Annotated in this window: 14 protein-coding genes and 2 tRNA genes; 13 read left to right on the forward strand and 3 right to left on the reverse strand. The window is 69.6% G+C overall.

What is annotated here, in order from left to right:
* Positions 1 to 171 precede the first annotated feature (171 nt).
* The 10 genes from dnaA (at position 172) to ACFV0T_RS38450 (ending at position 13,903) form a co-directional block, all read left to right on the forward strand.
* A complete protein-coding gene (gene dnaA / locus ACFV0T_RS38405; protein ID WP_385789611.1) occupies positions 172 to 2,106 on the forward strand; it encodes a chromosomal replication initiator protein DnaA in 1,935 nt (644 codons plus the stop codon).
* Positions 2,107 to 2,999: 893 nt separating this feature from the next.
* Positions 3,000 to 4,130: a DNA polymerase III subunit beta gene (dnaN, locus tag ACFV0T_RS38410; RefSeq protein ID WP_385789637.1), complete on the forward strand. Its 1,131-nt coding sequence runs from the start codon at positions 3,000 to 3,002 to the stop codon at positions 4,128 to 4,130.
* A 178-nt stretch (positions 4,131 to 4,308) separates the two neighbouring features.
* Positions 4,309 to 5,184, forward strand: a complete 876-nt coding sequence (gene gnd / locus ACFV0T_RS38415) for a phosphogluconate dehydrogenase (NAD(+)-dependent, decarboxylating) (RefSeq protein WP_385789613.1) — start codon at positions 4,309 to 4,311, stop codon at positions 5,182 to 5,184.
* A gap of 53 nt (positions 5,185 to 5,237) precedes the next feature.
* Entirely contained in the window at positions 5,238 to 6,362 is a 1,125-nt protein-coding gene (gene recF / locus ACFV0T_RS38420) for a DNA replication/repair protein RecF (RefSeq protein WP_385789615.1), read from the forward strand.
* Positions 6,359 to 6,919: a DUF721 domain-containing protein gene (locus ACFV0T_RS38425; RefSeq protein ID WP_385789617.1), complete on the forward strand. Its 561-nt coding sequence runs from the start codon at positions 6,359 to 6,361 to the stop codon at positions 6,917 to 6,919. Before recF ends, ACFV0T_RS38425 begins: the two co-directional genes overlap by 4 nt.
* Positions 6,920 to 7,305: 386 nt before the next feature.
* On the forward strand, positions 7,306 to 9,390 hold the full coding sequence (gene gyrB, locus ACFV0T_RS38430) for a DNA topoisomerase (ATP-hydrolyzing) subunit B (protein WP_385789619.1): 2,085 nt from the start codon (positions 7,306 to 7,308) through the stop codon (positions 9,388 to 9,390).
* A 42-nt stretch (positions 9,391 to 9,432) separates the two neighbouring features.
* Complete coding sequence (gene gyrA, locus ACFV0T_RS38435; RefSeq protein WP_385789621.1) at positions 9,433 to 12,027, forward strand: DNA gyrase subunit A; 2,595 nt, start codon at positions 9,433 to 9,435, stop codon at positions 12,025 to 12,027.
* 18 nt (positions 12,028 to 12,045) lie between these two features.
* A complete protein-coding gene (locus ACFV0T_RS38440) occupies positions 12,046 to 12,774 on the forward strand; it encodes a DUF3566 domain-containing protein (protein WP_385789623.1) in 729 nt (242 codons plus the stop codon).
* A gap of 124 nt (positions 12,775 to 12,898) precedes the next feature.
* Positions 12,899 to 12,975: transfer RNA gene (locus ACFV0T_RS38445), tRNA-Ile, on the forward strand.
* Between the two features lie 67 nt (positions 12,976 to 13,042).
* Positions 13,043 to 13,903: an alpha/beta hydrolase gene (locus ACFV0T_RS38450; RefSeq protein ID WP_385789625.1), complete on the forward strand. Its 861-nt coding sequence runs from the start codon at positions 13,043 to 13,045 to the stop codon at positions 13,901 to 13,903.
* A 93-nt stretch (positions 13,904 to 13,996) separates the two neighbouring features.
* Here the strand turns inward: ACFV0T_RS38450 and ACFV0T_RS38455 are convergent, their stop codons facing one another.
* A complete protein-coding gene (locus ACFV0T_RS38455) occupies positions 13,997 to 14,347 on the reverse strand; it encodes a DUF6344 domain-containing protein (RefSeq protein WP_385789627.1) in 351 nt (116 codons plus the stop codon).
* 370 nt (positions 14,348 to 14,717) lie between these two features.
* Between ACFV0T_RS38455 and ACFV0T_RS38460 the strand changes: the two genes are divergently transcribed.
* Entirely contained in the window at positions 14,718 to 14,846 is a 129-nt protein-coding gene (locus ACFV0T_RS38460) for a DLW-39 family protein (RefSeq protein WP_003999697.1), read from the forward strand.
* 497 nt (positions 14,847 to 15,343) lie between these two features.
* Complete coding sequence (locus ACFV0T_RS38465; RefSeq protein WP_385789629.1) at positions 15,344 to 16,555, forward strand: hypothetical protein; 1,212 nt, start codon at positions 15,344 to 15,346, stop codon at positions 16,553 to 16,555.
* On the opposite strand, the gene ACFV0T_RS38470 is transcribed toward ACFV0T_RS38465, so the two are convergent.
* On the reverse strand, positions 16,519 to 18,021 hold the full coding sequence (locus ACFV0T_RS38470) for a serine/threonine-protein kinase (protein WP_385789631.1): 1,503 nt from the start codon (positions 18,019 to 18,021) through the stop codon (positions 16,519 to 16,521). The two genes, ACFV0T_RS38465 and ACFV0T_RS38470, sit on opposite strands and share 37 nt — an antisense overlap.
* Positions 18,022 to 18,262: 241 nt before the next feature.
* Entirely contained in the window at positions 18,263 to 18,811 is a 549-nt protein-coding gene (locus ACFV0T_RS38475) for a helix-turn-helix domain-containing protein (protein WP_385789633.1), read from the reverse strand.
* A gap of 182 nt (positions 18,812 to 18,993) precedes the next feature.
* Here ACFV0T_RS38475 and ACFV0T_RS38480 point away from each other — a divergent pair.
* Positions 18,994 to 19,066 (forward strand) — tRNA-Ala (locus tag ACFV0T_RS38480).
* Positions 19,067 to 19,473 lie beyond the last annotated feature (407 nt).

Raw genomic sequence — 19,473 nt, forward strand, 5'->3', positions numbered from 1 at the left:
GGTCACCGGGAGACACTATCCACAGGCTGGGGACAACAACTTGAACCGCACCCGTCGCCCTGACTACCTTGGCTGAACTCCGATTCGTTCCCTTGACCCTGCCCCACCCGATTTGAATCCCGACCCGTCCCACAACCACACGTTCGTGGGACCCGTGAGAGAGCGTGCCCTGTGGCTGACGTACCTGCCGATCTTGCCGCAGTGTGGCCACGCGTACTCGAACAGCTGCTGGGCGAAGGTCGCGGACAGGGCGTCGAGGTGAAGGACGAGCACTGGATCCGGCGCTGCCAGCCGCTCGCCCTGGTGGCGGACACGGCCCTGCTCGCCGTACCGAACGAGTTCGCGAAAGGGGTGCTCGAAGGGCGCCTCGCCCCGGTCGTCAGCGAGACGCTGAGCCGCGAGTGCGGCCGTCCGATCCGCATCGCGATCACCGTCGACGACTCCGCCGGCGAGCCCTCGTCCCCGCCGGCGCCCCCCTCCCAGCCGCAGTCGCGCTACGAGGAGCCCGAGCGCCCCTCCGGTCAGTACGAGGGCTACGGACGCCACCGCGCCGACCCGTCCGGCGGCGCGCAGGGCGACCAGCGTCCGCACGCGCGCGGGGACCAGATGCCCACGGCCCGCCCCGCGTACCCGTCCGAGTACCAGCGCCCCGAGCCCGGCGCCTGGCCGCGCCCGGCGCAGGACGAGTACGGCTGGCACCAGCAGCGCCTCGGCTTCCCGGAGCGCGACCCGTACGCGTCGCCGTCCCGTGACTCCTACGGCGCCCCGTCGCAGGACTCGTACGGCTCCTCCCCTCAGGACTCCTACGGATCCGGCGGGTCCGAGACCTACGGGCCGCCGTCGCAGGACTACCGCCCGCAGGCCATGGAGCGGCCGTCGTACGAGCAGCAGCGCTCCGACTACGAGTCGGCACGCGCGGACTACGACCAGCGGGACCCCGTCCGCCGCGACGAGCCGTCAGCCGGTTCGGGTCACGTGCACCGCGGCGGCCCGGTCGGCTCGAACCTGCCCACGACCGGCGCGCCCGGCCCGCTGGCCGCGAAGCCCGCTCCGGCGGCCGGCCCCGGTGAACCCACCGCACGCCTGAACCCGAAGTACCTCTTCGACACCTTCGTCATCGGCGCCTCGAACCGGTTCGCGCACGCGGCCGCCGTCGCCGTCGCCGAGGCGCCCGCGAAGGCGTACAACCCCCTCTTCATCTATGGGGAGTCGGGCCTCGGCAAGACCCACCTGCTGCACGCGATCGGGCACTACGCGCGAAGCCTCTACCCGGGCACGCGCGTGCGGTACGTGAGCTCGGAGGAGTTCACCAATGAGTTCATCAACTCCATCCGCGACGGCAAGGGCGACAGCTTCCGCAAGCGCTACCGCGAGATGGACATCCTGCTCGTCGACGACATCCAGTTCCTCGCGGACAAGGAGTCGACGCAGGAGGAGTTCTTCCACACCTTCAACACGCTCCACAACGCCAACAAGCAGATCGTGCTCTCCAGCGACCGGCCGCCCAAGCAGCTGGTGACGCTGGAGGACCGGCTGCGGAACCGTTTCGAGTGGGGCCTGATCACCGACGTCCAGCCGCCCGAGCTGGAGACCCGTATCGCGATCCTGCGCAAGAAGGCGGTGCAGGAGCAGCTCAACGCCCCGCCGGAGGTGCTGGAGTTCATCGCGTCCCGGATCTCGCGCAACATCCGCGAGCTGGAGGGCGCGCTGATCCGGGTGACGGCGTTCGCGTCGCTCAACCGGCAGCCGGTGGACCTGGGCCTGACGGAGATCGTCCTCAAGGACCTCATCCCCGGGGGCGAGGACTCGGCCCCCGAGATCACCTCGACGGCCATCATGGGCGCCACCGCCGACTACTTCGGGCTCACGGTGGAGGACCTGTGCGGCACCTCGCGCGGCCGCGCGCTGGTGACGGCCCGGCAGATCGCCATGTACCTGTGCCGTGAGCTGACGGACCTCTCACTGCCGAAGATCGGCGCGCTGTTCGGCGGCCGGGACCACACGACGGTCATGCACGCCGACCGCAAGATCCGCAATCTGATGGCCGAGCGACGCTCCATCTACAACCAGGTGACCGAGCTGACCAACCGCATCAAGAACGGCTGAGCGGGCGGCCGACAGCGCCGCGGACACCTCGACGAGGGCGCCCCAGGGACCAGATCCCGGGGGCGCCCTCCGTCGTTCCGGGCGCCTGCCCCGCCATCCCGAGGTCACCAGCTGTTCGATTACCTGCCGGGTTACGGCCACTCTCCACAGATTTGGTGACTTTCTCCCGTCCACATCCTGGGGACTGCGGAGTTGTCCAGATCGTGTCCACAGGCAACCCTGTTGAAGGACCATCAGACCAGGTCAAGTGGTTGTGGATTCGTGGACGAAGGATCTCCACAGCTTGTGGACAACGAGATGGTCCACAAGCTGTGCACGGAGTTGTCCACCGCCAACCCACAGGTCCGGGCCGGTTGTCCCCAGCGATCCCGGGCTTCTCCACATGGCTGTCCACTGTTCGGCAACGCGACGCGCCTCCTCACCGGGTCGAGTGAAAGGCGTCACACGAAGGTGCCGGGTTGGCCTGTGGGAAAGGTGGGTAAAGCTGGGGACGGTGCTGGGGAGAAGTCGCCCCGCCCTGTGCATGGGGTGTGCAGAACTTTCTGTTCTCCACAGAAACCCCGAGTTGTCCACCGCCGTCGCCCACAGGGCCCGTGGACAAAATCTTGCCTCTGAGCTGGGAAAACAGGGTTATCCACGGTATCCACAGCCCCTACTACTACTCCCGACTAGAGAGAGCGAAGAATCCGTTTAGAAGGGGGTCCTGTGCACAACTCGCTCCTCGACGCCCGGCTGCCCCTCGTCACGACTTGACCCCGAGCGGCACCTACTGTCAGTGCCGTGCGTCAGACTGTTCCCCGGTGTCCTTCCCGTCACAGGGGCCGACGACACCGAGACAGACGACGAAGGCCAGGCAGGGCGAGAAGCGCCGGCAACAGCAGGAGGCGGCAACAGTGAAGATCCGGGTGGAACGCGACGTACTCGCGGAGGCCGTGGCCTGGGCGGCGCGCAGCCTCCCGGCCCGTCCGCCGGCGCCGGTCCTCGCCGGCCTGCTGCTGAAGGCCGAGGACGGCCAGCTGAGCCTGTCCGGCTTCGACTACGAGGTGTCCGCACGCGTGTCGGTGGAGGCCGAGGTCGAGGAGGAGGGCACGGTGCTCGTCTCCGGCCGCCTGCTCGCCGACATCTGCCGTGCCCTGCCCAACCGGCCGGTGGAGATCTCCACAGACGGTGTACGGGCGACGGTGGTCTGCGGCTCCTCGCGGTTCACCCTCCACACACTGCCTGTGGAGGAGTACCCGGCACTGCCCCAGATGCCGAACGCGACGGGCACCGTCCCCGGCGAGGTCTTCGCCTCCGCCGTGCAGCAGGTGGCCATCGCGGCCGGCCGTGACGACACGCTCCCGGTGCTCACCGGTGTGCGCATCGAGATCGAGGGCGACACCGTCACCCTGGCCTCCACCGACCGCTACCGCTTCGCGGTCCGTGAGTTCCTGTGGAAGCCGGAGAACCCGGAGGCGTCCGCGGTCGCCCTGGTGCCCGCCAAGACGCTCCTGGACACCGCCAAGGCGCTCACGAGCGGCGACAGCGTCATCCTGGCGCTGTCCGGTTCGGGCGCGGGCGAGGGCCTGATCGGTTTCGAGGGCGCCGGGCGTCGCACGACGACCCGCCTCCTGGAGGGCGACCTCCCGAAGTACCGCACGCTGTTCCCGACCGAGTTCAACAGCGTGGCCGTCATCGAGACCGCCCCCTTCGTGGAGGCCGTCAAGCGCGTGGCCCTGGTCGCCGAGCGCAATACCCCGGTGCGGCTCAGCTTCGAGCAGGGCGTGCTCATCCTGGAAGCCGGTTCCAGCGACGACGCACAGGCTGTGGAAAGGGTCGACGCCCAGCTCGAGGGCGACGACATCTCCATCGCCTTCAACCCGACCTTCCTGCTCGACGGCCTGAGCGCCATCGACTCCCCGGTGGCCCAGCTGTCGTTCACGACGTCCACCAAGCCCGCGCTGCTCAGCGGCAAGCCGGCGGTGGACGCCGAGGCGGACGACGCCTACAAGTACCTGATCATGCCGGTGCGGCTCAGCGGCTGACCGTTGTCCACAGCGTTCGTGGCCCCCGGTGGAGAACCTGGGGGTCGCGAACGAAGCCGCAGGTGAGGGCGTACGTTTGAGCGGGTATGCCCACAGGTGTGCGCGACCGTCCGGGTTTAGGCTCGGACGCGGGTACGAAAGTGCCCCCTCACGCACACAGCAACCTAAGGAACAACTGATGGAGCTCGGTCTCGTCGGCCTCGGCAAGATGGGCGGCAACATGCGCGAGCGGATCCGCCGCGCAGGCCACACCGTCATCGGATACGACCGCAACCCCGACCTCGCCGATGTGCACAGCCTGGAGGAGCTTGTGGGCAAGCTCCCCGGCCCGCGCGTGGTCTGGGTGATGGTTCCGGCCGGTGCCGCGACCCAGTCCACGATCGACGAACTGGGCGAACTGCTGGAGCCCGGTGACGTCGTGGTCGACGGCGGGAACTCCCGCTGGACGGACGACGAGAAGCACGCGCAGGAGTTGGCGGCCAAGGGCATCGGCTTCGTCGACTGCGGTGTCTCCGGCGGCGTCTGGGGCCTGGAGAACGGCTACGCGCTGATGTACGGCGGCGACGCCGAGAACGTCGCCAAGGTGCAGCCGGTCTTCGACGCCCTCAAGCCCGAGGGTTCGTTCGGCTCGGTGCACGCCGGCAAGGTCGGTGCGGGCCACTTCGCGAAGATGGTCCACAACGGCATCGAGTACGCCATGATGCAGGCCTATGCCGAGGGCTGGGAGCTCCTGGAGAAGGTCGACTCCGTCACGGACGTGCGCGAGGTCTTCCGTTCCTGGCAGGAGGGCACGGTCATCCGTTCCTGGCTGCTCGACCTCGCGGTGAACGCCCTCGACGACGACGAGCACCTGGAGCAGCTGAAGGGCTTCGCACAGGACTCCGGCGAGGGCCGGTGGACCGTGGAGGCCGCGATAGACAACGCCGTGCCGCTGCCCGCGATCACGGCCTCGCTGTTCGCCCGCTTCGCCTCCCGCCAGGAGGACTCGCCGCAGATGAAGATGATCGCCGCCCTGCGCAACCAGTTCGGCGGTCACGCGGTCGAGAAGAAGTAGCCGAGAAGTAGTAACCAGCACCCGAAACATCTGGGGGAGGTCGGTTCACGACCATGCACGTCACGCATCTGTCGCTGGCCGACTTCCGCTCGTACGCCCGGGTCGAGGTCCCGCTCGACCCGGGCGTCACGGCCTTCGTCGGCCCCAACGGCCAGGGCAAGACGAACCTCGTCGAGGCCGTCGGCTATCTGGCCACCCTGGGCAGCCACCGCGTCGCCTCCGACGCCCCCCTGGTCCGCATGGGCGCCGACCGCGCGATCATCCGGGCGCAGGTCAAGCAGGGCGAGCGGCAGCAACTGGTCGAGCTCGAACTCAACCCCGGCAAGGCCAACCGCGCCCGCATCAACAGGTCCTCGCAGGTCAGACCCCGTGACGTGCTGGGGATCGTCCGGACGGTGCTGTTCGCCCCCGAGGACCTCGCCCTGGTCAAGGGCGACCCCGGCGAGCGGCGTCGCTTCCTCGACGAGCTGATCACCGCGCGCTCTCCGCGCATGGCCGGCGTGCGCTCCGACTACGAGCGGGTCCTCAAGCAGCGCAACACCCTCCTGAAGTCGGCCGCGCTGGCCCGCCGCCACGGCGGCCGCACCATGGACCTGTCCACGCTCGACGTCTGGGACCAGCACCTCGCGCGCGTGGGTGCCGAGCTGCTCGCCCAGCGGCTCGACCTGCTCGCCGCGATCCAGCCGCTCGCCGACAAGGCGTACGAGCAGTTGGCGCCGGGCGGCGGACCGGTCGCCGTGGAGTACAAGCCGTCCGCGCCCGGCATCACCGGCCACACCCGCGAGGAGCTCCACGACCAGCTGACGGCCGCCCTCGCCGAGGCCCGCAAGCAGGAGATCGAGCGGGGCGTCACCCTCGTGGGGCCGCACCGCGACGACGCGGTGCTGAAGCTCGGTCAGCTGCCCGCCAAGGGGTACGCCTCGCACGGCGAGTCCTGGTCCTACGCGCTGGCGCTGCGCCTTGCGTCGTACGACCTGCTGCGGGCCGAGGGCAACGAGCCCGTGCTGATCCTGGACGACGTCTTCGCCGAGCTCGACGTCCGCCGTCGGGAGCGACTGGCCGAGCTGGTCGCGCCCGGTGAGCAGGTCCTGGTGACGGCCGCGGTGGACGACGACGTACCGCACGTGCTGGCGGGTGCGCGGTACACCGTGTCCGACGGGACGGTGGAACGCGTATGAGCGCCGAGGAACCGGCCCGCGAGAAGGCACCCGCGGAAACCTCCGGTACGGCGCCCGAACCCTCCGGCGTGGATCTCGCGCGCGTGGCGCTGCGGGCGGCGCGGGAACAGGCACGCGCGCGTGGGGACGCGGCGCAGCAGAAGAAGCAGGCGCGCCGCGGCGGCGGTCTGCGCTCCGGGGCGCGCGCCGACCGGCGTGACCCCATGGCCCTCGGCTCCGCGATCAACCGGCTGCTGACCGAGCGCGGCTGGGAGACGCCCGCCGCGGTCGGCGGGGTGATGGGCCGCTGGCCGGAGATCGTTGGCGAGGACGTGGCCAAGCACTGCGTGCCGGAGAAGTACGACGAGGACGAACGCGACCTGGTGGTGCGCTGCGACTCCACCGCCTGGGCGACCAACCTCCGCCTGCTCGCCCCGACGCTGGTGGCCCGGCTGAACGAGGACCTCGGCCACGGCGCGGTGAAGCTGATCAAGGTGTACGGCCCCAGTGGCCCCACGCGTCGCTACGGCCCCTTGCGCGCTCCGGGCAGCACCGGGCCCGGCGACACCTACGGGTGACCTGAAGCCTTGGAGGCAGGTCGACGTGGGGTGATGTACCTCACGTCGCGCAGGGGCGCGGCGACCACGCGGTACGACCGCACGCGGTTGCGAATCGTGATCTGACCCCGGAGTAGTCAAGGGTTGACACCTCGAAGCGCTGAGTGCCTCCGTGAGCCTCTCGGAGCCCCCATCCGCATATCGGGACCCGGAAGAGACCGGTTCAGGGCGGCACATGCGGACTCAGGTACCGGCAAACCCCCATCAGTGTCGGCGCTACCGGTAGACTGGAAGCCAATCCCGCCCCCGACGTGGGGACCGCCCGGGAGAAGCTGAGCAACGCTGATCAAGGCTTACCAACGCAACATGCCGCAGCCGCTCCGGCAACCTGCCGACGAGCCTGGCTGGTGCTGTGCCAGAAAGGGCGCTTCGTGGCCGATTCCGGCAACCCCAACGAGAACATCCCGTCCACCGACGAAGGCGCGAACCACGTGGCCAAGACCTCGAACAGCGAGGTCACCGCCTCGTACGACGCCAGCGCCATCACCGTCCTCGAGGGTCTGGACGCGGTCCGCAAGCGACCCGGTATGTACATCGGCTCGACCGGCGAGCGCGGTCTGCACCACCTCGTGTACGAGGTCGTCGACAACTCCGTCGACGAGGCCTTGGCCGGGCACGCGGACACGATCGACGTGACGATTCTCGCCGACGGTGGCGTCCGTGTGATCGACAACGGCCGCGGCATCCCGGTGGGCATCGTCGCCTCCGAGGGCAAGCCGGCCCTCGAGGTCGTGCTGACCGTGCTGCACGCGGGCGGCAAGTTCGGCGGCGGGGGCTACGCGGTCTCCGGCGGTCTGCACGGTGTCGGCGTCTCGGTCGTGAACGCCCTGTCCAGCAAGGTCTCCGTCGAGGTCAAGACGGACGGCCACCGCTGGACGCAGGACTACAAGATGGGCGTGCCGACGGCTCCGCTGGTCAAGCACGAGGCCACGCAGGAGACCGGCACCTCGGTCACCTTCTGGGCGGACTCGGACATCTTCGAGACCACCGAGTACTCCTTCGAGACGCTCTCCCGGCGTTTCCAGGAGATGGCGTTCCTCAACAAGGGTTTGACGATCAAACTCACGGACGAGCGCGACTCGGCGAAGGCCACGGCCGGGGCGGACGAGGCGGGGGCGGACGAGAAGGACGAGGTCAAGACCGTCACGTACCACTACGAAGGCGGCATCGTCGACTTCGTGAAGTACCTCAACTCCCGCAAGGGAGAGGCGGTGCACCCCACCGTGATCGACCTCGAGGCCGAGGACAAGGAGAAGAGCCTCTCCCTCGAAGTCGCGATGCAGTGGAACAGCGGTTACAGCGAGGGCGTGTACTCCTTCGCCAACATCATCCACACGCACGAGGGCGGTACGCACGAAGAGGGCTTCCGCGCGGCGCTGACGAACCTGGTCAACAAGTACGCGCGCGACAAGAAGCTGCTGCGCGAGAAGGACGACAACCTCACGGGCGACGACATCCGCGAGGGTCTGACCGCGATCATCTCCGTCAAGCTGAGCGAGCCCCAGTTCGAGGGCCAGACCAAGACCAAGCTGGGCAACACGGAGGCGAAGACCTTCGTCCAGAAGGCGGTCTACGAGCACCTCAACGACTGGCTCGACCGCAACCCGGTCGAGGCGGCGGACATCGTCCGCAAGGGCATCCAGGCGGCCACCGCGCGCGTGGCGGCCCGCAAGGCCCGCGACCTCACCCGCCGCAAGGGCCTGCTGGAGTCGGCCTCCCTGCCGGGCAAGCTCTCCGACTGCCAGTCGAACGACCCCATCAAGTGCGAGATCTTCATCGTCGAGGGTGACTCCGCCGGTGGCTCGGCCAAGTCCGGCCGCAACCCGCAGTACCAGGCGATCCTCCCGATCCGCGGCAAGATCCTCAATGTGGAGAAGGCCAGGATCGACAAGATCCTGCAGAACCAGGAGATCCAGGCGCTGATCTCCGCCTTCGGCACGGGCGTGCACGAGGACTTCGACATCTCCAAGCTCCGCTATCACAAGATCATCCTGATGGCGGACGCCGACGTCGACGGCCAGCACATCAACACCCTGCTGCTGACGTTCCTGTTCCGCTTCATGCGGCCGCTGGTCGAGGCGGGCCACGTGTTCCTCTCCCGTCCTCCGCTCTACAAGATCAAGTGGGGCCGGGAGGACGCGGAGTACGCGTACTCCGACCGTGAGCGCGACGCGCTGATCGAGCTCGGCCGGCAGCGCGGCAAGCGCGTCCGGGAGGACTCGATCCAGCGCTTCAAGGGTCTCGGCGAGATGAACGCCGAGGAGCTGCGTATCACCACGATGGACCAGGAGCACCGCGTCCTCGGCCAGGTCACCCTGGACGACGCCGCCCAGGCCGACGACCTGTTCTCGGTCCTGATGGGCGAGGACGTCGAGGCCCGACGCCAGTTCATCCAGCGCAATGCCAAGGACGTCCGCTTCCTCGACATCTGAGTCGGTCTCAGCTGACCGCACCAGGAAGGATCCTCACCAGCAATGACCGACGAAAACACGCCCGTCACGCCTGAAGAGGGCGGCGAGATCGTTCTCCGCGTCGAGCCCGTCGGGCTCGAGACGGAGATGCAGCGCTCCTACCTCGACTACGCGATGTCCGTCATCGTGTCCCGCGCGCTGCCCGACGTCCGGGACGGCCTCAAGCCCGTCCACCGCCGCGTGCTCTACGCCATGTACGACGGCGGCTACCGTCCCGAGCGCGGCTTCTACAAGTGCGCCCGCGTCGTCGGCGACGTCATGGGCAACTACCACCCGCACGGCGACTCCTCGATCTACGACGCGCTGGTCCGCCTCGCGCAGCCGTGGTCGATGCGGATGCCGCTCGTGGACTCCAACGGCAACTTCGGCTCCCCGGGCAACGACCCGGCGGCCGCCATGCGCTACACCGAGTGCAAGATGGCGCCGCTGTCGATGGAGATGGTCCGCGACATCGACGAGGAGACCGTCGACTTCACGGACAACTACGACGGCCGCTCCCAGGAGCCGACCGTCCTGCCCGCGCGTTTCCCGAACCTGCTGATCAACGGCTCGGCCGGTATCGCGGTCGGCATGGCGACGAACATCCCGTCGCACAACCTGCGCGAGGTCGCGGCCGGCGCCCAGTGGTGCCTGGAGAACCCGGAAGCGAGCCACGAGGAGCTGCTGGACGCGCTCATCGAGCGCATCAAGGGCCCCGACTTCCCGACCGGCGCCCTCGTGGTGGGCCGCAAGGGCATCGAGGAGGCCTACCGCACGGGCCGCGGCTCGATCACCATGCGGGCGGTCGTCGAGGTCGAGGAGATCCAGAACCGCCAGTGTCTGGTCGTCACGGAGCTGCCGTACCAGGTCAACCCCGACAACCTCGCGCAGAAGATCGCCGACCTGGTGAAGGACGGCAAGGTCGGCGGTATCGCCGACGTGCGCGACGAGACGTCGTCCCGTACGGGTCAGCGGCTGGTCATCGTGCTCAAGCGCGACGCGGTCGCCAAGGTCGTCCTGAACAACCTCTACAAGCACACGGACCTTCAGACGAACTTCGGCGCCAACATGCTGGCGCTCGTCGACGGCGTCCCGCGCACCCTCTCGCTGGACGCGTTCATCCGGCACTGGGTGACGCACCAGATCGAGGTCATCGTCCGCCGTACGCGCTTCCGGCTGCGCAAGGCCGAGGAGCGGGCGCACATCCTGCGTGGCCTGCTGAAGGCCCTGGACGCCATCGACGAGGTCATCGCGCTCATCCGGCGCAGCGACACCGTCGAGATCGCGCGCGGGGGCCTGATGGAGCTCCTGGAGATCGACGAGATCCAGGCCAACGCCATCCTCGAGATGCAGCTGCGCCGTCTGGCCGCCCTGGAGCGCCAGAAGATCGTCCAGGAGCACGACGAGCTCCAGGCGAAGATCACCGAGTACAACGCGATCCTCGCCTCTCCGGTCCGCCAGCGGGGCATCGTGAGCGAGGAGCTGGCCGCGATCGTCGAGAAGTTCGGCGACGACCGCAAGACCATGCTGGTGCCCTACGACGGCGACATGTCCATCGAGGACCTCATCGCCGAGGAGGACATCGTCGTCACCGTCACGCGCGGTGGCTACGTCAAGCGGACCAAGGCGGACGACTACCGGGCGCAGAAGCGCGGCGGCAAGGGCGTACGCGGCGCGAAGCTCAAGGAAGACGACATCGTCGACCACTTCTTCGTGTCGACGACGCACCACTGGCTGCTGTTCTTCACGAACAAGGGACGCGTCTACCGCGCGAAGGCGTACGAGCTGCCCGACGCGGGCCGGGACGCGCGCGGCCAGCACGTGGCGAACCTGCTGGCCTTCCAGCCGGACGAGGCGATCGCCGAGATCCTGGCCATCCGGGACTACGAGGCGGTGCCGTACCTGGTGCTGGCCACCAAGGGCGGTCTGGTCAAGAAGACGCCTCTGAAGGATTACGATTCGCCCCGTTCCGGCGGTGTGATCGCCATCAACCTGCGAGAGCGGGAGGACGGTTCCGACGACGAACTGATCGGAGCCGAACTCGTCTCGGCCGACGACGATCTGCTGCTGATCAGCAAGAAGGCGCAATCGATCAGGTTCACCGCCTCGGACGACACACTGCGTCCGATGGGCCGTGCCACCTCGGGTGTCAAGGGCATGAGCTTCCGTGCCGAGGACCAGCTGCTCTCGATGAATGTTGTTCGACCCGGTACGTTCGTGTTCACTGCCACCGACGGCGGGTACGCGAAGCGGACCGCTGTCGACGAGTATCGCGTTCAGGGCCGCGGCGGCCTCGGCATCAAGGCTGCCAAGATCGTCGAGGACCGTGGATCGCTCGTCGGTGCGCTGATTGTCGAGGAGAGCGACGAAATCCTCGCCATCACGCTGTCCGGTGGTGTGATTCGTACGCGAGTCAGCGAGGTCAGGGAGACAGGCCGTGACACCATGGGTGTCCAACTGATCAACCTGGGCAAGCGCGATGCCGTCGTCGGTATCGCACGTAACGCCGAGGCAGGACGCGAGGCGGAGGAAGTCGACGGCGACGTGGCCGTGGACGAGACCGTCGAGGATGCCGCGACCACCGGCACGGACGAGGGCGAGGCGCCCTCGGCCGAGTAGCACGAGGAGTGAGTCATCGTGAGCGGAGCCACGGGCGCCGGATCGGCCGGCACCTCCACTGGTACGGAAACGGACGGCGGCCGTGGCTCCGCCGCGAATGCGACAGACTCGCACTCGCCTGACACTCATGGATCCCAGGGGGGAACTGTGACGGACACCCGAGGCCCGCAGACCCAGCAGCACCAGGCTGGAGCGGGCCAGGCCGCCCCGGCGCAGCCGCCGGGGCAGCCGATGGCGCCATCCCCGCTGCCCGGGGAGCGCCAGCCGCAGCAGCCCGCCGGGCCCTACCACCCGCCGCAGGCCTACCAGACGCCCGCGCCCGCCCCGGCGGCCGCCGCCGTGCGCCGGCCGCGTACGGGCGCCCGTACGACGCCCCGTGTGCGCAAGGCGCGCCTGCGGGTGGCCAAGGCCGACCCGTGGTCGGTGATGAAGGTCAGCTTCCTGCTCTCCATCGCGCTGGGCATCTGCACCATCGTCGCCGCCGCCGTGCTGTGGATGGTCATGGACGCGATGGGCGTCTTCTCGACGGTCGGCGGCACCATCTCGGAGGCCACCGGCTCGAACGAGTCGAACGGCTTCGACCTCCAGTCGTTCCTGTCCCTGCCGAACGTCCTGATGTTCACCACGATCATCGCGGTCATCGACGTCGTCCTCGCGACGGCGCTGGCGACCCTCGGCGCGTTCATCTACAACCTCTCCGCGGGCTTCGTGGGCGGCGTCGAACTGACGCTGGCCGAGGACGAGTGACCTTCGCCGACGGCACGGTCCCAAACCTCCGTCGGCGGCCTCCCGGCTATCGATTTTGGGACTGCCCGCGTCGTGCGCTAATCTTCAGGAGTCAGCGCGCGGGACATACACCGCAGAGCGCGGCGGGGCTATAGCTCAGTTGGTTAGAGCGCATCCCTGATAAGGATGAGGCCACAGGTTCAAATCCTGTTAGCCCCACCAGCACGAAGACCCCCGGTCCACTTGGGCCGGGGGTCTTCGGCGTTCTCGGACCCGGCAGGATGAGGCCATGTCGATGTCCGTGCCCGAGTCGCCGTCCGCGCCCCAAGAGCTGGTCGTCCGGCTGCGGGCCGGCGTGCGTGAGCGGCGTGCCGTTCGCCCCAGGGGTCCCGAACTCCCGCAGGTGGAGGACACCTTCGTTCCCTCCGGAGACCGGCGCGTCCCCGTGCGCCGCTACCGCCCCGGTGACGGGCCGCGCCCGCTGCTGGTGTTCCTGCACGGTGGCGGGTTCGTCCTCGGCGACCTCGACACCCACGACCGCACCTGCCGCCGTATCGCCCAGGAGTGCGATCTGGACGTGGTCGCGGTCGATTACCGGCTGGCCCCCGAGCACCGCTACCCGGCCGCCGTCGAGGACGCCGCCGCGGTCCTGCGCCAGGTGCGGCCCGACGCCGTGGCCGGCGACAGCGCGGGCGGGTTCCTCGCCGCCGCGGCGTGTCTCGCGCTACGCGCCGAAGGCGGCCCGCTGCCCGCGGTCCAGGCCCTGATCTGCCCGAACACCGATCTGACGCTTGCCCACCCCTCCATCGCCGAGAAGGGCACGGGATACGGCCTGGACGCGGACGCGCTCGCCGTGTTCGTCGAGGAGTTCGTCCCGGACCCCGCCGAGCGCCGGGCCGCCTCCCCGCTGCACGCCGACGATCTGTCAGGACTGCCCGCCGCCCTGATCGTCACCGCCGAGCACGACGCGCTGCGCGACGAGGGCGGGGCCTACGCCCATCGCCTCGCGCAGGCCGGTGTGCCGGTTCGCCACCGGGTCGAACCCGGACTCGTCCACGGCTTCATCCAGGGCATGGACCTCACCGACCCGGCCGCGGCGGCCGCCCACGACCGCCTGTTCGCCGACTTGCGGGAGCTGATCCCGCGCTGAGGTGCCGGCACGCGAAAGAGGCCTTCGACCCGGTCAGGTCGAAGGCCTCGCGCTTTCTCGCAGGCGCCGTACGCAAGTTCGCCGGCTGCGCCGTCAGTGCTGGAGGGACGCGGGTGGTTCGTCCGGGGCGAGGGGGTCGCAGACGGACGGGGCCGACTCGGTCGCCTCCGTCTCCGTGGTCGGGCGGTGACGACAACTCGGGGACTTGCCGTGGGCCTCGGCACGGATGCGCTGCTTCATCGTGGGGGGCAGGGACCGTGCATGGGACCAGAGCCAGGGAGCAGGGGCCGGAACCGTCGTGTGCGGGGCGCTGCTGTTGCGTGTCGGCTCGGTCCGGGCTACCGCCGTCGTGGCGGTCGTCGTGATGAGTCCGAGCGCCGTGCACAGCGCGAGGAAGGCGGTGACGATGGCGGTCCACAGCTTCGTGGCCTGGTTGCGGGCCATGGCCCCTCACTTTCGGGTCGGGCGATTTGCGTACTTTCCTCATGATGTGTATGGCCGTCGCGAAGTGGTGGACCGACGCCCATGGCGCGTCGATCTTCCGATGAACACCACACGAATGGGTGCATGAGGGTCGAAGGGCGGTGGAGAGCGGCGAAAAGTTGCGGAAGTGGAGGGGGTGGTGCAAAATTTCGCTCTCCGTAGGGGTGTGATCACCCTCCGATCGGAACAGCGGTCCTGCGTTCCGACCGCTTCTACTGCGCTCTCCCGGGAGGCAGTTGAGGGCCCCGACGCAGGTCACCGATCGATATCGGTCGGTGTGTATAGTCGGGCGCCAGAGGTCCCCTACGTCAAGGAAAGACGAGGTCGCGCGGTGAAGAAGCTTCTCCTGGTCGCACTGGCCGCCATCGGCGGGCTCCTCGTGTACCGCCAGATCCAGGCGGATCGCGCCGAGCAGGATCTGTGGACGGAGGCGACCGACTCCGTGCCCACGGGTTCGTGAGTCCCGACACCGGATTCTGAACAGACCCCGACCGCCCTCGCGGTCGGGGTTTTGTGTTGCCCGCGGCCTCGCGTTTCGGCCGCTCGCGCGCAATGGCCGGATGGCGCGCCACCCGGCGGGGCAGGATGGGCCACGTTCCGGTTCGGCGGGTGGCGAGGGGGCACGTGATGGGGGGCGTGATGGGGTGGCGTACGACGGCGTGGTGGCATGGCGCGGCCCGACGAAGTCGTCCTGTGGCAGCAGCGTCATCGACGGCACCGACGGCACCCGAGACACCGACCGCACGCGCGGTACGGCCGCGACCGGCCACACCGGTGATGCGTGCGGTTGCCGTGGGAGCGGTGTTGTGGACCGTCGCGGCGGCCGGGCCGGCACAGGCGGCCACCGCCGCCGCGTCGCCCGCGTCCTCAGCCGCCTCGGCACGGTCTGCGGCTTCGGCGGCGGCCTCGGTAGCCTCGGCACGGTCTGCGGCTTCGGCGGCGGCCTCGGTAGCCTCGGTGGCCGCGGCTCCCGGCTACGCTTTCGCCCCCGACGCCCGGACCGTCCCGGGCGCGACCGGCACCGCCGACGCGTCCCGCCTGGACCCCGGCGGGACGTACCGGAGTGCCCTCCCCGCGAGCGGCAAGATCTACTACCGCCTCGAACTCGACGCCACGTCGAGCGCGTACGTCGCCGCCACCGCCGTTCCCGCCCCTGACGCGGACATCGCCGCCGTCGACGGCATCAGGGTGTCCGTGCAGGACGCCGACAGCCACACCTGCTCGTCCGACTCGACGATCTTCGGAGCCTCCCGCAGCCCGCATCCCATCGCGGCGTGGGGCGCGCGTGAGGCGTCCCCGGCCAGGACCCTGTGCCGGCAGGCGGGCACCTACTACGTGGTCGTCGAGCGGCTCGGTACGAAGGGCTCCGGACCGCGGGACTGGGACCTGGAGCTGGCCGCGTTCGCGGAGCCACGGCTGGCGAAGACCGGCGCGAGCAGTGCGCCCGAGGTGTGGAACTCCGCCTCCCCCGCCCCCCTCGGGGACGAGCCGCGGGACCGTGCGGGCGGCGCGGGCTTCGGTACGGCGGCCACCGTTCGGCAGGGCGTGTGGCGCGCCGACATCGTGCCAGGACAGACCCTCTTCTACCGGGTGCCCGTCGACTGGGGCCGACAGCTGTCCGCCACCGTCGATCTGGGAAGCGCGAGCGAGGGCAGCGGCTACGCGGTGGGCGCCCTGGTGATGTCGCTCTACAACCCGGTGCACGCCCACGTCGAGGACGCGGCCACCAACTACGACGGCAGCCGGAAGTCGGTCGCGCTCGCCCCCGTGCCGCCGGTCAGGTACGCCAACCGCTACGACCTCACCGACGCCGTGAGCACCATGCGGTTCGCCGGCTCGTACTACCTGGTGGTGCATCTCGCGGCACAGGTGGCCGAACCGTTCGGCGCGGGCCCGTTCGGGCTGACGCTGCGGGTGCGGGTCGGCGGCGCGGGGGAGTCCGCTCCCGGGTACGCGGGGCAGTCCGCGCCGCGTGGTGTCTTCGACGTCACGGCGGCAGACCGGGCGGCCGGGGGCGGAGCCGCGGAGGGGGACACCGCGCTGAGGGCGGTCGCCGTGGGCGGGATCGGCACGGGCAGCGCGCTGCTGCTGGTGCTCGGGGTGTGGACGGTGACGGCCCGGCGCCGGGACGCTCAGATGCGGGTCAACGCCCAGAACCCCACGGCGTAGCAGGCCAGCGCGAGCAGCAGCAGCGGGACGGCCACCTTGGCGGGTGGGCCGGGGCGGCGCCGGCCGCGGTGCCGAGACATCTCCCGTGCCGGAGGCGGAACCTGCGGGACCTGAGCGGTGTATGAAGCAGTAGAGGCATCAGCGCGCGACGGGCGCGGGGAGGAGTGCAGGGCGTAGGCGAGCTCGTGGGGGGAGGCGGGTGCGGAGTGCTGGGGCGTGGGCGGCTCAGGTGTTCCGGGCGGCGGGAGATGGAAGCTGCCGGTGTCCGACATGGACGCCGGGCCGGGTGGCGTGCCGGAGGCGACGGGGGGAGGGGCGTACGCGGGCTGCGGTGCGGCACCATGCGGTGTCGGTGTCGGTGTCGGTGTCGGTGTCGGTGTCGAGATCGGCGTCGGGCTCAGGCGTGGATCGGTGGGGACGGCGCCCGTGCCGGACCACGGAGCGATGGTGTCGGTGGTCTGCTCGCCGGACTGAGGGCCGGACCGCGCACCGGACCGAGGGACGGACCGCGTGCCGGTGTCCGCGCCGCCGGGCTGTCGTGGCCGGGGCGACTGGGCCGGCTCGGGGGACCGGGGCCGCTCCGTCGACTGTGGCCCGGCCGGGCCGAACCCGGGCGGGAGCGAGCCGAGTTGGTCGAAGATCTCGATCAGGTCGTCGTCGGGGCCGGGCTCCGGAAGCAGCTCGGCGGCCGCAGCGAGCGCCTTGCGGGCTCCGGTGGCCGTGCGGAACCGGGCCCGCGGGTCCGGTTGAAGCAGCATCGCGACGACCTGCCACAGCGGCTCGGGGATGCCCTTGGGCGCCCCGGGCGTCCCGTGTTCCGTGAAGAACTGCACCAGGGCCTTGGCGTCGGGCTTGGCGCCCTCCAGGAGATACAGGGCCACCAGTCCTGCGGCGAACAGATCGGCCGCGAAGTCCGGCTCCGCGCCCATCATCTGTTCGGGTGCCAGATAACCGGGCGTTCCCACCACGAGGTTGGTCTCCGTGAGGCGGGGTTCGCCCAGCCGCATCGCGATGCCGAAGTCGGACAGGCGCAGCCGGGGACGGCCCGTCCCGGTGGCTTCGAGCAGGATGTTGGCGGGCTTGATGTCGCGGTGTACCACGCCCTCCGTGTGCACCGCGGCGAGGCCGGCCAGGAGCTGGTCGAGCAGGGTGCAGACGAACACCGGGGGCAGGGGACCGTAGTCGCCGATCAGATGGGCCAGCGAACCACCCGCGACCAGGTCCATCGTGAACAGGACCTTGTCGTCGTCGGCGGCCCAGCTGGCGGGTGCGAGCACATGCGGGTGGTCGATCCGCAGCGCCTGTTCGCGTACGAAGCGCAGCAGCGAGTGCGCGTCGCTCTGCTGGAGGACCTTGGCGGCCACATAGCGGCGCCGGCGGTGGTCCCATGCGCGCCAGACGGCGCCGACCCCTCCGCGTCCGATCGGGTCGACCAGTTCGTACCGGCCGGCGAAGACCTCACCCATGGCTGTGCGCTGCTCCTCCCCCTGCGGTGTCCCCCTTGCCTCCCCCTCGGCAAGCGTGGCGACTCCTCCCGCGCCCCTGCTCTCCTTCTCCCCTGCCCCTGTCCCTTCTCGCCCTTGACCCTTCCCGCGGGTCCTCTTTCTCGCTTCGCGTCGAGCTTCGGCGAGTGACGCGACCCCCTTCGCGCCCTCGCCTTCCGCCGGCCCGGTCCCGAACCCCCCGTCGGTTACGGGGCCGTCGGCTTCAGCTCTGGTGGGACTGGTAGTGCGTGACCGCGTCCGAGGTGCGGCCCGCACCGTAGACCCGGAGGAACTCTGCCAGTTCCGGGTGGGTCGGAGCGAGGGTGTCCGCGGCCTCGATTATGTCGCCGGCGGCGGCCACGGACCGCAGCAGCGACTGGATCTCGCGGACCACCCGCTTGACCGTGGGCGCACCCGAACTGCTGGTCGTCTGCGTGGTGTTGCTGAGCACCGAGCCCCCCTGCGACCTCTTGATCTCGTCCATCCGCTCGGTCGCCTCGGCCGCGCTGACGCTGCCGTCCGCCACCTGTCCCGCCAGTTCCTGCAACAGCTGCACCCGTTGGACCACGGCCGGATTGCCGATCTTCGCCCGCTGACCGCTCATCAGCTGGGACAGCATCGGCGCGGACAGGCCCAGCACCCCCGCGAGACGAGCCTGGTTGAGGCCGAGATCTTCTATGAGCTTACGGAAGAGCGCCCCCAACGGCTCTCCGTACCAGTTCCGCTGAAGGTCCCGCGCTCTCGCGGTCGCTTCCTGTTGTGCGGCGTCCATTGCGTCTCCCCATCGCTTCCCCAAAAACGGCGGTTCGCTGTAGCGAACCACGTCGAGCATCTTACGGAGAGTGGTCGTCTGCGGGGAGCCCCAATCTTTTTGCGAGATACCCCGGGCGACCCGGTAGTCTGGTCTGCGGCGCCCACCGGTAGGCGGTTCTTCCGGTCGGACGCCATGCTTCCGGGGCCTTAGCTCAGTTGGTAGAGCGCTGTCTTTGCATGGCAGATGTCAGGGGTTCGACTCCCCTAGGCTCCACAACGCGGACCGGCCGGACACCTCTCGGGTGTCCGGCCGGTCCTTCGTTTGTCCCGTGACGTGTGTCACTCGGGTGATCCGAAGGCGTTGCAGTTCTTTGCGCAAACATGTGCGGAGAGTGGCCTCCGTCGAGCCGCTCCATGGGTGGCGGCAGTGGGGCTCGCGGTGGCGTGTTCCGGCCCGTGGCCTTGTGTGAACTGGGACGGGTGCGGTCGTGTGACGAGGTGGGTGCACTCCGTCAAGAAAGTGTGTGGGGAGTGTGCAGGCCTGGGGCGTTGCAAACGTCATCGCAAAACGGGACTCCGCCGGTTCCACGTGAAACATCGTCGAGGGGCGGACGGCCACCAGGCCCGGCCCCCCCCGCACTCATGTTAAGGGTACGGGGAATTACCCGTCAGCCCCGGGCC

This window comes from Streptomyces sp. NPDC059582 (assembly GCF_042735715.1).
Taxonomy (GTDB): Bacteria; Actinomycetota; Actinomycetes; order Streptomycetales; family Streptomycetaceae; genus Streptomyces.